The organism is Blastococcus capsensis (assembly GCF_030165005.1).
Taxonomy (GTDB): domain Bacteria; phylum Actinomycetota; class Actinomycetes; order Mycobacteriales; family Geodermatophilaceae; genus Blastococcus; species Blastococcus capsensis.
This window is the reverse complement of the sequence record NZ_JASNNW010000023.1, coordinates 92,949-106,691: the sequence shown is the minus strand read 5'-3', so window position 1 is coordinate 106,691 and position 13,743 is coordinate 92,949. Positions and strand designations below refer to the sequence as shown.

Sequence of the window (13,743 nt, the reverse complement as noted above, 5' to 3'; positions counted from 1 at the left end):
GGCTCTTCACGATCGAGGGTGTAGTCGACTCCTGAACCCGCCGGTCTCGAGAAGCGATCGGGCGATGTAGTTGGTCAGGTTGCGGAACCCGAGCGCGGAGCCTCGGAGGTGCTCGAGTCGTCCGTTGATCGCCTCGGTCGGTCCGTTGGAGGTACCGGGCCGGTCGAAGTAGGCCAGCACGTCGGCAGCGCGCTTCTTCAGCGTTCGGCCCAGCGTGATGACCTCGCTGAGCGACTTCGGCACGCCGGTGCTGACCGAGTCGATCAGGTCGATCATCAGCTTGCGGCCGCGCCGCCGGTCGTCTTCTCGGTAGGCAGCGATCATCCGCTGGTAGATCCCCCACGTGGCCTCGACCTCGACGTGCTCATCGGCAGCGAAGAGGGCTCGAAGGCGTTGGGTCTGCTTGTCGGTGAGCAGGTCGGCGCCGGTGTGCAGCGTCCGCCGGGCGCGGTAGAGCGGGTCGTTCTTCATGCCGCGGTGGCCGTGCAGGGCCTGCTGGACCCGTCGGCGGCACCGGTCCAGCGCATCGCCGGCCAGGCGGACCACGTGGAAGGGGTCCATGACCGCGACCGCCTCGGGCAGTTCCTCGGCCGTGGCGGTCTTGAAGCCGGTGAACCCGTCCATCGCGACCACCTCGACCTCGTCGCGCCAGGCTTTGGGGCGCTCACCGAGCCAGGTCTTGAACGCCTGCTTGGAGCGGCCCTCGACCATGTCCAGCAGCCGAGCTGGGCCAGTGCCGTCACGGATGCCGGTGAGGTCGATGATCACGGTCACGTACTTGTCGCCACGGCGGGTGTGGCGCCACACGTGCTCATCGACCCCGAGCACCTGCACGCCATCGAACCGGCCGGGGTCGTCGATGAGGACCCGCTTGCCCTCGGCGAGGACGGCGTCGTTGGCGGTGTTCCAGGCGACTCCGAGGCCCTCGGCGACCCGGGCGACGGTCAGGTGCTGGACCACGATGCCTTCCAGCGCCCACCGCAGCCCACGACGCGACAACTTCGCTCGCGGCTCGGCCGCCTTGCTGGTTTCTTGCCGCCACACGTGCCCACAACCGGAGCACCGGTAGCGGCGGATCGTGATCAGCAACGTGGTCGGTCGCCAGCCCAGCGGTTCGTGGGCCAGCCGCCGGGTCACGGTGTCACGCGGCGCGCCCTCGCACCCGCAGCGACGGCACCACTGGTCGGGTTCGACGACCCGGCAGGCCAGGACCGCACGGTCTGGGGAGAGCCGCTGCCCGACGACCTCGAGACCCAGCTCGTCCAAGCCGGCGAACGTGGTCAGGTCAGGGCAGCCGAAGGTAGCGTCAGGCACGTCGAGGTCTTCCGGATGGGCAGCGTGAGAACTCCCATCATCGGAAGGCCTCGACCCCTACCCGGCCAACGACGCGCCGCCTCCCGCTACACCCTCAACTGCGAAGAGCCGATCAAGACCGGCCGGGTCAGCACCGCGCTGGGCGCCGGCCCGCGCCGGGGCGCGACCCGGCTGCCGTTCACGATCGGTGACGGGATCGCCGCCGGACTGGACGTCGGGTCGGGGAACCTGATGGTCACGGTGGAGGCGTTCACGCTGCCGCGCCGGGCGGCCGCACCCATCCGGGTCGGGCTGACGCACAACAGCGTGACCGGTCTGTCCTCCGCCGACTTCGCCGGCTCGACCGGTCCGGCGAGCACCGGGTGGCGGCTGTCCACCGGCGCCGATGTGCGGCTGCGCCACGTCGCCGGGCACGGCGCTATCGTCCTCTCCGGCGAGGGCGGGCTGACCGGTACGTTCCTGCCCAACCCCGCCGCGCCGGGCACCTACACCTCTCCGGCCGGACTGAAGATGGACCTGACCGGCGATGAGGCCAACGGCTGGACCCTGCGCGACCGCGCGAGCATGACCAAGCGGCACTTCGGCACCAGCGGGCGGCTGCGCGCGATCGAGGACCGCAACGGCAACCAGGTGACCTTCGACTACACCTCCGGTGGAGCCCTGGCCTCGATCACCACCGACGTGGGCCCGGCCGACGCCCGCACCCTCGAGGTGATCACCACCGGCAGCGGGATCGGGCAGATCACCGGCATCACACAGCGGGCCACCGACGCCGCCGGGAACCCGATCAGCCGGTCGGTGGACTTCGGCTACGACAGCAGCAACCGGCTGATCAGCATGACTGACCGGCTGGGCCGCACCACCGGCTTCTCCTACGGTTCCGGGGATGTGCTGGCCAGCGTCACCGCCCCGGGTGGTGCGGTGACCTCCTTCGGCTACGACAGCAACCGGCGGGTGGTGTCGGTGACCCAGCCGGCCGCCGGCGGCGGCAGCGCGCTGACCCGGGTGGACTACCGCTCCTTCGGCGCGGACGTCGCCGGACCGAACACCGACCCCGCGGTCGCCGTCGGTTCCGGCCCGCACACCCGCTACCGGCTCACCGCCGACGGGATGCTGCTGGTCGCCAGCGTCACCGACCCGACCGGCGCGGTTCGCTCGGCCACCTACACCCCGGCCATGGACGTCGCCACGGCCACCGACAGCGCCGGCACCACCAGCTTCGGCTACGACCCGGCGGTCAACGCCGGTGAAACCCTCACCGGCACCACCGCGGCCACGGGGGCGGCGACCTCGTATGCCTACCAGTCCCCCTCGGCGGCGTACTCCCCGTCGGCGGGCACCGACGCGCAGCAGAACCCCACCAGCTACGGCTACGACACCGCCGGCAACCGGGTGAACGCCGCCGACGGCACCTCGGCGACGGCCAGCGTCACCTACAACCCCGACGGAACCGTGACCACCAGCACCTCCCCGTCCGGTGCGGCCACCAGCTACAGCTACGACACCGCCGGGCAGCTGGTGGGCATCACCCCGCCGGCCGGCAACAGCCTCGGCGCCCGCTCCTACACCCACGACGGCTACGGCCGGGTCGCCACCTACACCTCCGGGCGCGGGATCACCCAGACCTACCGCTACGACGCCGCCGACCGACTGCTGCAGGTCACCTACTCCGACGGCACCCCGCCCGTCGACTACGTCTACAACACCGCCGGACAGACCGAGTCCCGCACCGACGCCAGCGGCACCACCAGCTACACGTACGACCCGCTGGGCCGGCTGGCCTCCCGCTCCCACACCGCCGCCGGCGGCGTGCTGTCCTACGCCTACGACCTGGCCGGGAACCTGGTGTCCGAGACCGACGCGGCCGGCACCACCACCCACGGCTACGACAGCCGCAACCTGCTGACCAGCACCACCACCCCCGACGGGCTGACCATCGCGTTCGCCCACGACGCCGATGGCCGGCGCACCGACACCTGGTTCGCCACCAACAGCACCAACACCACCTGGGGCGCGCACACCCACACCGACTACGACGCCTCCGGCCGGCCTGTCCGGGTCTGGTCAGCCCGGGCCTCGGACGACACGCTGCGGGTCAGCGACCTGTCCTACTCCTACACCTCACCGGGCACGGCCTCCTGCGCCACCGCGCCGGCGGCCGGGGTGGACACCGAGCTGAAGTGGAGCATGACCGACCACCTCACCGGAGGCACCACCGCCTACTGCTACGACGACGCCAACCGGCTCACCTCCGCGTCGACCCCGGGCGGGGACTCCTGGGCGTACACCTACGACGTCAACGGCAACCGCACCCAGACGGTCAAGAACGGTGTGGCGGTGCAGACCCAGACCGTCAACAGCGCCGACCAGCTCACCGGCAGCGACCACGCCCACGACGGATCCGGGAACCGTACCGGCGCGCCGAGCAACGTCACCCTGGCCTACAACGGCAGCGAGCAGATGACCGCCCGCACCGACGCCAACGACGTCGGCTCCTACACCTACGCCGGCACCACCCAGAACGAGCTCATCTCCCAGACCATCCCCAACGGCGACAGCTTCACATACACCTGGGGCCGCACCGACAGCAACAACCTGCCCCTCATCGACACCATCGACAGCCCCAAGGGCAGGTCCCACCTGACCTACGACGACGCCGGCACCCCACTGGCCATCAAATCCTGGACCGGCACCACCGGCTACTTCATCCTCGACGCCGTCGGCTCCCCGATCGCGCTGGTCAAGCCCAACGGCGCGGTGGCCTCGGCCTACACCTACGACCCCTACGGGCAGATCACCAGCGAACAGGACATCACCGATAACACATTGACCGCGCTCAACCCCTACCGCTTCGCCGGCGGCATGCGCGACCGCACCACCGGCTACGTCAAATACGGCCAGCGCTGGTACGACCCCGAAACCGGCCGCTTCACCCAGCAGGACGCCCTCGAAACCCTCGCCGACCCGTCGCGCGCTAACCGCTACGAATACGCCAACAGCAACCCGGTCAACTTTATTGACCCCACCGGATTGCTCAGCAACGAGGCGATCGGCAGTATCATCGCGTCAGTCGGATGCTTCGGTCTCGGTCTGCTGGGAGGGCCTGTTGGGGCCGTTCTGGTGGGAGCTACCTGCCTTATAGACGGAACAATAATTACTGTTGGAAGCGACGACTAGGAATAGGCCGATGAAGAACCGCAAGTTGACGATGTTAGCAATATTGGTTTTCTCGGCCGCAGTAGCCCTGCAGTTGTGGGCCGCGTCGTCGAATAGCTACGATCTCGAAAAGGGCTTGGCAGGCGCCGTGTTGCTCTTCGTGTCCATGCTTATCTTGTCGAAGAGGTCTCCTCCGAAGGGTCCCTGAAGGGGTGCGTAGGGCATCGCGGTTAGAAGGCCCTCAGAGCTGAAGCGCCCAAAGTTGGCTGCCGCCTCCCCTTTTGTGAATGAGACTGCGAGTGGATTTGAGTTGGGTGCATGGAGCGCACTCGATTACACCCGCAGTAGAGCAAATTTGGTCTAAGAGAAGCTCACTCGGATCCTCGATGGTGTACTGCAGGACGTAACGATCCTGACGAGCGATGACCCGAACAGAGGAGCAACATTTCCAACGGCAAGATCCGCGTCTATCCCGGTTGAATTCTGTCCGCTGAACGACAACGCGCTGATGGAGAGCATGATCGGGCTCTACAAGACCGAGTGCATCCGCACTCGCGTCTTCCACGCCGGCCAGTACAAGACGATCGCCGACGTCGAGTACGCCACCGCCGGCTGGGCAGACTGGTGCAACAACCGCCGCCTGCGCGGGGCACTAGGCATGATCATCCCATCCGAGGTCAGGCACCCTCACTACGCTGCCCTCATCCCGCAGGAGCAGCCCGCATGAGCCCGGCACAGATCCCGGGACGGTCGAACGCTTCCAGCAGACGCTCGAGAAGTGGCTGCGCGCCCAACCCGCCCGCACCACCATCGCCGGACTGAAGGCACTGCTCGACCGCTTCACCGTCGAGTACACACCATCGACCCCAGCCGCGATTACCAGCCCACCGGCAAACCACCCGGCCCAGCACGTAAATGACGGACGCCCAAACCCAAGATTCGTGGGTCCGGGCGTCCGGAATGTCCTGAGACATCACATGGTGCCCCCGGCAGGATTCGAACCTGCGCACCCGCCTCCGGAGGGCGGTGCTCTATCCCCTGAGCTACGGGGGCTCGGTGGTGGGGCAGAGGAGAAGTTACCAGCCCCCCGAGGCGGTCCGGGCAGCGGCTCCCGGCCCGCCGGTCACGGCGCCGGGAGAGGGGTACCACCCCGAGCGGCGAGCATGTCGGTCATCGTCGCGGTCTCGGTGCCCTGCGACTGCACGATCGACCGGGCGAGGTCGCGCACGGCCTCCTCCTCGGCGTGCTGGGCGGCGTAGTCGGCCATGTCGAAGCCGCCCTGGTGGTGGCGGATCATCAGCTGCAGGAACTCCGCGTCGAACGCGGTGCCCGACAGGGTGCGCAGCTCCGCCAGCTCCTCCTCGGTGGCCATGCCCGGCATCAGGGCGCCGGCGCCCATCTCCATGTCCGCCATGTCGTGCCCGCCGTGGCCGCCCTCGCCGGCGGGCATCCAGGCCATCGTGTCGCCGCCGGAGAGCGGGACGTCCCAGAGCGTCAGCCAGCCCTGCATCCGCCCGGTCTGGTTGGTCTGGGTGGCGGAGATGTCGAAGGCCAGCGACTCGACCTCGGGGTCCTCGCTGCGCTCGGCGACCAGGTTGGCCATCTCCACCCCCTGCAGGTGGTGCAGGGACATGTCGCGTGCGAAACCGGCATCCACCGAGTCGGCCGCGGGACGGTCGTCCCGGCCGATGCCCAGGGCGACGGCCAGCCCGCCGCCCAGGAGGACCAGCCCGACGCCGATGACGGCGAGCAGGACGGTGCGCAGGGGACTGCGCGGGGTGCTGCTGGGTGCGGTCACGTGGTCACCTCCGCGGCGCTGTCGGTACGGGTCAGGGGGCGGTGGTGGTGCCGGCGTCGGCCGGGTCCTCCGCCGCGGCGGCCGGGTCGTCGTTCTCCAGGGGCGGGTCGGCGAGGAAGGTGGGCTGCTCGCACGTGGCGCCGGGCTCCGGGAAGTCGTCGGACTTGTAGGTCATCAGGTCGGCGAACTGCTTGATCCGCTCGTCCTCGGCGCTGTCCACCTGGAGCTGCTCGCCCCAGGACTGGACGCTGATCGGGGACTCCTGCCCCTCGGAGGGCGAGAGCATCCGGCCCGAGACGCCGTCCACCAGGCCGGCCAGCGTCTCGACGTCGGCGTCGGAGACCTCGTCGGGGTTGTAGGTGATCCACACGGCGCCGTGCTCCAAGCTGTGCACCGCGTTCTCGTGCCGGATGTCGACGTCGTAGACGGTGCCGGTGCAGTCGGCCCAGACCGGGTCGTGCTGGCCGCCCACCGGCGGGAACTGCTCGTAGTCGACCGGGGTCTGGACGTGCTCCCCGCCCTCGTACTCGTAGGCCACGGCCCCGGCGATCTCGTCGATCGAGTCGACGCTCAGGGCGTCGGCCTCGCGCACCTGCACCACGGCGTAGGTGATCACGGCCGCGGCGAACACCACGACGGCCAAGGCTCCGGCGATGAGCCCCCACGGGCGCTGCTGGGCCACGACCTGCGTCGGGGGCCTGGTCCGGCCGCCCGTGCCGCGCCCGCCGGAGCGGGAGGCCCCACTGCCGGTGGCTCGGCTCTTGTCGGGCGTGCTGTCCTTGGCCAAGGCCTCTCCTCGTGACGGGGCGCGTCCGCGCCGGTGCCGCGGGGCCCCGGACAGCCCCTCGTACCGGCGGCGAGTCTAGGTCGCGGACCTGTACGTCAGCTGGGAGCCGGGCGGCCCGCCGGGCGCGCCGGAGCCGGTCAGTACGCTCGCCGGGTGACACCGGAGCAGCTGCAGGACGCCGTTCGTACCGCCGTGGCCGCGGTGGTCGAGCGAGGTGCGCTGCCCGTGGAGGTGCCCGCCGACGTCGTGGTGGAGCGTCCGAAGAATCCCGAGCACGGCGACTACGCCACCAACCTGGCCATGCGGCTGGCCAAGCCGGCCGGGCGGCCGCCGCGCGAGGTGGCCGACCTGCTGGCGGCCGAGCTGCGCGGGCACGCGGGCATCGCCCGGGTGGACATCGCCGGGCCGGGCTTCCTCAACATCACCCTCGCGCAGGGCGCGCTGGGGAGGATCGCCGTCGACGCGGTCACCGCGGGCGGGGCCTACGGCAGCACCGCGACGCTGGCAGGTCAGAGGCTGAACCTGGAGTTCGTCTCGGCCAACCCGACCGGCCCCGTGCACATCGGTGGCACCCGGTGGGCGGCCGTCGGGGACGCCATCGCCCGGCTGCTCCAGACCAGCGGCGCCGACGTCACCCGGGAGTACTACCTGAACGACGCCGGGGCCCAGATCGACCGGTTCGCCCGGAGCCTGCAGGCCGCGGCCAACGGCCGGGAGGTGCCCGAGGACGGCTACGCCGGCAGCTACATCGGCGACATCGCCGCGCAGGTCGTCGCGGCCGAGCCCGGGCTGCTCGACCGGCTCGAGGGCGAGCAGTTGCCGGTGTTCCGCGCCCGCGGCGTGCAGCTCATGGTCAGCGAGATCCGCACCACCATGGAGGGCTTCGGGGTCCACTTCGACGTCTGGTTCTCCGAGACCTCGCTGCACCAGGCCGGTGCCCTCGAGAAGGCCGTGGCGCGGCTGCGCGAGCACGGGCACGTCTACGAGTTCGAGGGCGCAACGTGGCTGCGGACGACCACCTTCGGCGACGACAAGGACCGGGTCCTGGTCAAGGCCGACGGCGAGCCGACCTACTTCGCGGCCGACTGCGCCTACTACCTGGACAAGCGCGGGCGCGGCTTCGACAAGGTCGTGATCATGCTCGGCGCCGACCACTCGGGGTACGTCGGGCGCTACAAGGCGCTGGTCGCCGCGGCCGGTGACGACCCCGCGACGCACCTGGAGATCCTCCTCGGCCAGTTGGTGAACCTGCTGCGCGACGGGGAGCCGGTCCGGATGAGCAAGCGGGCGGGCACGGTGGTCAACCTCGAGGACCTGGTCGACGCGATCGGCGGCGACGCCGCCCGGTACGCGCTGGCGCGGGCGTCGGTCGACCAGCAGATCGACATCGACATCGATCTCTGGACCCGGAAGACCAACGACAACCCGGTCTTCTACGTCCAGTACGCCCACGCCCGCATCTCCTCGGTGCTGCGCAACGCCGGCGACCTCGGCCTGGCCCTCGGCGAGCCCGGCGACGTCGACGCCGGGCAGCTGACCCACGAGCGCGAGAACGACCTGCTGCGGGCGATCGGCGAGTTCCCACGCGTTCTCACCACCGCCGCCGAACTGCGGGCGCCGCACCGGGTGGCCCGGTACCTCGAGGAGCTGGCCGGCACCTACCACCGCTTCTACGACGTCTGCCGCGTGCTGCCGCGCGGCGACGAGGAGGCCGGCCCGCTCACCACCGCCCGGTTGAGGCTGTGTGCGGCCACCGCGGTGGTACTGCGCAACGGTCTCGCGGTGCTCGGCGTCTCCGCACCGGAGCGGATGTGAGCGCGCGGGCACACCCGGCGGGGCCGCTCCACGGGAACATCAGCCCGCCGTCGGCCGCCGGCGCGCCGCCGGCCGAGCTGGGCGTGCTCGACCCCCAGGTCTGGCCGCGGTCGGCGGAGCGGATCGACGGCGAGCTCCACCTGGGTGGCCGGGCGGTCACCGACCTCGCCCGCGCGCACGGCACCCCGCTGTTCGTGCTGGACGAGGCCGACTTCCGGAGCCGCGCGGCCGACTTCGCGACCGCGTTCGCCGGCGCCGACGTGCACTACGCGTCGAAGGCCTTCCTCTGCGGCCAGGTGGCCCGCTGGGTCGCCGACGACGGTCTGCACCTGGACGCGTGCAGCGGCAACGAGCTGGCGCTGGCGCTGGCCGCCGGTTTCCCGGCCGAGCGGATCGCGCTGCACGGCAACAACAAGTCGCTGGTGGAGCTGCAGCTGGCCGTCGACTCGGGGATCGGGCACATCGTCCTCGACTCCTTCGACGAGATCGACCGGCTGGTCCCGCTGGCCGCGGCCCGGGTGGCCGAGGGGAGCAGCCCGGTGCCGGTGCTCATCCGCTCCACCGTCGGCATCGAGGCGCACACCCACGAGTTCATCGCCACCGCCCACGAGGACCAGAAGTTCGGCTTCTCCCTCGCCACCGGCGACGCGCTGGAAGCCGCCCGCCGGGTGGCCGCCGAGCCGGCGCTGCACCTCGCCGGCCTGCACAGCCACATCGGCTCGCAGATCTTCGACACCGCCGGGTTCGAGGCCGCCGCGCACCGCGTCGTCGGCCTGATGGGTGCCGTGCGGGACGCCACCGGCCTGGTGCTCGGCGAGCTGAACCTCGGTGGCGGTTTCGGCATCGCCTACCTGCCCGAGGACGATCCCATCAGCCCGGCCGACGTCGCCGCCCGGCTGCGCGCCGTCGTGGCCGCGGAGTGCGCCGAACTGGAGCTCCCGGTGCCGCGCCTCGCGGTGGAGCCCGGGCGGGCGATCGCCGGCCCCGGGACGGTGACGCTCTACGAGATCGGCACCATCAAGCCGGTCCGGCTGGGGGCCTCCGGGGCACCGGGCACCCCGCTGGTGCGCAACTACGTCTCCGTCGACGGCGGGATGAGCGACAACATCCGCACCGCGCTCTACGACGCGTCCTACACCTGCGTGCTGGCCAACCGCGTCTCCGACGCCCCGCCGGCGCTGTGCCGGGTGGTGGGCAAGCACTGCGAGAGCGGCGACATCCTGGTCCGGGACCTGTGGCTGCCCGCCGACGTGCAGCCCGGCGACCTGCTCGCCGTCGCCGCCACCGGCGCGTACTGCTGGTCGATGGCGAGCAACTACAACTACCTGCTCAAGCCTCCGGTGGTCGCCGTCCGGGACGGCCACGCCACGGAGATCGTGCGACGTCAGACACTGTCCGACGTGTTCGCCCTCGACGCGGTCCTCGCCGACCGCCCCGCCCCCTCGCCGGCGATCGACCAGCCGGCGCCCGAGCACCCCGCGGGAGCGACCTCGTGACCGGACCCCTCAAGGTGGCCCTCCTCGGCTGCGGCACCGTCGGCAGCGCGGTGCTGCGCGTGCTGCAGGACCAGGCCGGCGATCTCGGTGCCCGCATCGGCCGCCCGGTCGAGGTGGCCGGCGTCGCCGTGCGCCGCCCGGCGCACCACCCCGACGTGCCGGCACACCTGCTCACCACCGACGCCCACGGCCTGGTCACCCGCGACGACGTCGACCTCGTCGTCGAGGTGATCGGCGGCATCGAGCCGGCGCGCTCGCTGATGCTGGCGGCGTTCGAGGCCGGCAAGTCGGTGGTCAGCGCGAACAAGGCGCTGCTCGCCGAGGACGGCGTCGCGCTGCACGCCGCGGCCGCCAAGGCAGGGGTGGACCTCTACTACGAGGCCGCCGTGGCCGGTGCCATCCCGATCCTGCGGCCGCTGCGCGAGTCGCTGGTGGGGGATCAGCTGTCCCGCGTCGTGGGCATCGTCAACGGGACGACGAACTACATCCTGTCGCGGATGGCCGAGACCGGCGCCGGTTTCGGCGAGGCGCTGGCCGAGGCGACGGAGCTGGGGTACGCCGAGGCCGACCCGACCGCCGACGTCGACGGGTTCGACGCGGCCGCGAAGGCGGCGATCCTCGCGTCGCTGGCGTTCCACACCCCGGTGTCCGCCGTCGACGTGTACCGGGAGGGCATCTCCACGGTCACCGCCACCGACGTCGCCCGGGCGGCCGAGATCGGCTGCACGGTGAAGTTGCTGGCCATCTGCGAGCGGGTGGGCAACGGTTCCCCCACCCACCCCGGTGACTCCGTCGCCGTGCGGGTGCACCCGGCGATGATCCCGACCTCGCACCCGCTGGCCTCGGTGGGCGGCGCGTTCAACGCCGTCTTCGTCGAGGCCGAGGCCGCCGGGCAGCTGATGTTCTACGGCCAGGGCGCCGGGGGAGAGCCCACCGCCAGCGCCGTGCTGGGTGATCTGGTCGCCGTCGCCCGCAGCCGGGTGACCGGTGCCCCCGGGCCGGGGGTGACCGGGTACGCCAACCTCGCCGTCCGCTCCATGGCCGAGACGCCGACGCGGTACCACGTGAGCCTCGACGTGGCCGACAAACCGGGTGTGCTCGCCGCCGTCGCGCAGGAGTTCGCGCGGCACGAGGTGAGCATCTCCACCGTTCGTCAGACCGGCCGCGGCGACGCCGCCACGCTGGTCATCGTGACCCACAGCGCCCCGGACGCGGCGCTGTCGGCCACCATTGCCGCACTGCGGGAGATGCCCGCGGTCCGGGGGGTCACCAGCGTGCTGCGCGTGGAGGGATTGTCATGACGGTCTCGTCGATCGTGTCCCCGGGCTGGCCGGGCCTCATCGAGGCCTACCGCTCCCGGCTGCCGGTGACCGACACGACCCCGGTGGTCACCCTCCAGGAGGGGGCGACCCCGCTGGTGCCGGCCCGCGAGCTGTCGGAGCGGACCGGCTGCGAGGTGTACCTCAAGGTCGAGGGTGCCAACCCGACCGGTTCGTTCAAGGACCGCGGCATGACGATGGCCATCACCAAGGCCGTCGAGGAGGGGGCGCAGGCGGTCATCTGCGCGTCCACCGGCAACACCAGCGCCAGCGCCGCCGCCTACGCCGCGCGAGCCGGCATCACCTGTGCGGTGCTGGTGCCGCAGGGCAAGATCGCGATGGGCAAGCTGGCGCAGGCCCTGGTGCACGGCGCCCGGCTGCTGCAGGTCGAGGGCAACTTCGACGACTGCCTGGCCCTGGCCAGCAAGCTCGCCATCGACTACCCGGTCAGCCTGGTCAACAGCGTCAACCAGTACCGCATCGAGGGGCAGAAGACGGCGTCGTTCGAGATCGTCGACGTGCTCGGGGACGCGCCCGACATCCACTGCCTGCCGGTCGGCAACGCCGGCAACATCACCGCCTACTGGCAGGGCTACCGGGAGTACCTCGTCGACTCCGTGACCCCCGGCCCCGCCTCGCGCACCCCCCGGATGTGGGGCTTCCAGGCGGCCGGCGCGGCGCCGATCGTCAGCGGGCAGGTGGTGGAGAACCCGAGCACGATCGCCACCGCGATCCGGATCGGCAACCCCGCGTCCTGGACCAGGGCGCTGGCCGCCCGCGACGAGTCCGGCGGTCGCATCGACGCCGTCACCGACCGCGCCATCCTGTCCGCGTACCGGCTGCTGGCCCGCAGCGAGGCCGTGTTCGTGGAGCCGGCGTCGGCGGCCTCGGTCGCCGGCCTGCTGCAGGTGGCCGCCGCCGGTGAGCTCGAGCCCGGGCAGCGGATCGTCTGCACCGTCACCGGCAACGGGCTCAAGGACCCGGAGTGGGCGATCACCGGGGCTCCCGCACCGGTCACCATCCCCGTGGACGCCGCCGCCGCCGCGTCCCAGCTCGGCCTGTGAGCCGGCTCGATCCCTTTCGGGTCCGCGTGCGGGTGCCGGCCACCAGCGCCAACCTCGGGCCGGCCTTCGACTGCGCCGGTCTGGCCCTGGCCCACCACGACGTCCTGCACTTCTCGGTGCAGGCGAGCGGCCTGACCGTCGAGGTCAGCGGCGTGGGCGCCGGGGAGCTGCCCACCGACGAGTCGCACCTCGTCGTGCGCGCCTTCCGCGCCGCCTGCGCGGAACTCGGCTGGACGCCGCCCGGGCTCCGGGTCGTCGCCGAGAACGCCATCCCGCAGGGGAGGGGCATGGGGTCCTCGGCCGCGGCGGTGGTCGCCGGGGTCATGGGCGCGTGGGCGCTGTGCCCGGAGGTCGACACCATCGACGGGAACGCAGTCCTGCGCCTGACCACCGCGATGGAGGGGCACCCGGACAACGTCGCCGCCTGCCTGCTCGGTGGGCTGACGCTGTCCTGGACGGGGGGCGAGGGCGTCGGCGCGGACAGCTTGACCGTGCACGAGGACGTGCTGCCCGTCGTCCTGGTCCCGGACGCGACCCTGTCGACCGAGGTGGCCCGCGGGCTGCTTCCCGACGTCGTGCCGCACGCCGATGCGGCCTTCAACGCGGGGCGGTCGGCGTTGCTCGTGCACGCCCTGACCTCGGGCGGCCTCCTGCTGGAGGCGACCGAGGACCGGTTGCACCAGCGGCAGCGCGCCGCCGCGATGCCGGGCACCCTCGCGCTGATCGAGCGCCTGCGCGGCGCCGGGCACGCGGCCGTCGTCTCCGGTGCGGGGCCGTCCGTCCTGGTGCTGGCCCGGCGGACGGTGCGGAGCGCGGACCGGGCACCCGGGGCGGAGGAGATCGAGGACGTCGCCGCGCTCGTCCCGGACGGCTGGCGGGTGCTGCCGCTGGACATCGATCCGACGGGTGCCCGGATCGACCGTCCGCGGCGGCAGGTATCGTCTCGATAACGAGGAACACGCCGAGATCATCCGGTGTTGTCACGCCCGTGAGC

General features: G+C 71.6%; 9 protein-coding genes, 1 tRNA gene and 1 pseudogene. 7 read left to right on the top strand and 4 right to left on the bottom strand.

The window, feature by feature from the left end; all coding sequences use genetic code 11:
• Positions 1 to 6: 6 nt before the first annotated feature.
• On the bottom strand, positions 7 to 1,314 hold the full coding sequence (locus tag QOZ86_RS17940; protein ID WP_284493341.1) for an ISL3 family transposase: 1,308 nt from the start codon (positions 1,312 to 1,314) through the stop codon (positions 7 to 9).
• 24 nt (positions 1,315 to 1,338) lie between these two features.
• Here QOZ86_RS17940 and QOZ86_RS17935 point away from each other — a divergent pair, with 24 nt between their 5' ends.
• Together QOZ86_RS17935 and QOZ86_RS17930 are read left to right on the top strand one after the other, a co-directional pair.
• Positions 1,339 to 4,491, top strand: a complete 3,153-nt coding sequence (locus QOZ86_RS17935; RefSeq protein ID WP_284493340.1) for an RHS repeat-associated core domain-containing protein — start codon at positions 1,339 to 1,341, stop codon at positions 4,489 to 4,491.
• A 475-nt stretch (positions 4,492 to 4,966) separates the two neighbouring features.
• Positions 4,967 to 5,197, top strand: a pseudogene (locus tag QOZ86_RS17930) (integrase core domain-containing protein); the annotation flags it as partial.
• 251 nt (positions 5,198 to 5,448) lie between these two features.
• On the opposite strand, the gene QOZ86_RS17925 reads toward QOZ86_RS17930, so the two are convergent.
• The 3 genes from QOZ86_RS17925 to QOZ86_RS17915 all read right to left on the bottom strand — a co-directional run bounded on the left by QOZ86_RS17925 (position 5,449) and on the right by QOZ86_RS17915 (position 7,055).
• Positions 5,449 to 5,523 (bottom strand) — tRNA-Arg (locus QOZ86_RS17925).
• A gap of 70 nt (positions 5,524 to 5,593) precedes the next feature.
• On the bottom strand, positions 5,594 to 6,268 hold the full coding sequence (locus QOZ86_RS17920) for a DUF305 domain-containing protein (protein ID WP_284493339.1): 675 nt from the start codon (positions 6,266 to 6,268) through the stop codon (positions 5,594 to 5,596).
• Positions 6,269 to 6,299: 31 nt separating this feature from the next.
• Positions 6,300 to 7,055, bottom strand: a complete 756-nt coding sequence (locus QOZ86_RS17915; protein ID WP_284493338.1) for a thioredoxin-like domain-containing protein — start codon at positions 7,053 to 7,055, stop codon at positions 6,300 to 6,302.
• Between the two features lie 153 nt (positions 7,056 to 7,208).
• Here QOZ86_RS17915 and argS point away from each other — a divergent pair, with 153 nt between their 5' ends.
• Genes argS through thrB form a run of 5 tightly spaced genes read left to right on the top strand, consistent with a single transcriptional unit; the run spans position 7,209 to position 13,699 of the window.
• Positions 7,209 to 8,870: an arginine--tRNA ligase gene (argS, locus tag QOZ86_RS17910; protein WP_284493337.1), complete on the top strand. Its 1,662-nt coding sequence runs from the start codon at positions 7,209 to 7,211 to the stop codon at positions 8,868 to 8,870.
• Complete coding sequence (gene lysA / locus QOZ86_RS17905) at positions 8,867 to 10,366, top strand: diaminopimelate decarboxylase (protein ID WP_284493336.1); 1,500 nt, start codon at positions 8,867 to 8,869, stop codon at positions 10,364 to 10,366. Before argS ends, lysA begins: the two co-directional genes overlap by 4 nt.
• Complete coding sequence (locus QOZ86_RS17900) at positions 10,363 to 11,667, top strand: homoserine dehydrogenase (protein ID WP_284493335.1); 1,305 nt, start codon at positions 10,363 to 10,365, stop codon at positions 11,665 to 11,667. Before lysA ends, QOZ86_RS17900 begins: the two co-directional genes overlap by 4 nt.
• Complete coding sequence (thrC, locus tag QOZ86_RS17895) at positions 11,664 to 12,749, top strand: threonine synthase (protein ID WP_284493334.1); 1,086 nt, start codon at positions 11,664 to 11,666, stop codon at positions 12,747 to 12,749. The genes QOZ86_RS17900 and thrC overlap by 4 nt, the downstream gene beginning before the upstream one ends.
• A complete protein-coding gene (gene thrB / locus QOZ86_RS17890; protein ID WP_284493333.1) occupies positions 12,746 to 13,699 on the top strand; it encodes a homoserine kinase in 954 nt (317 codons plus the stop codon). Before thrC ends, thrB begins: the two co-directional genes overlap by 4 nt.
• The last annotated feature ends 44 nt before the right edge of the window (positions 13,700 to 13,743 follow it).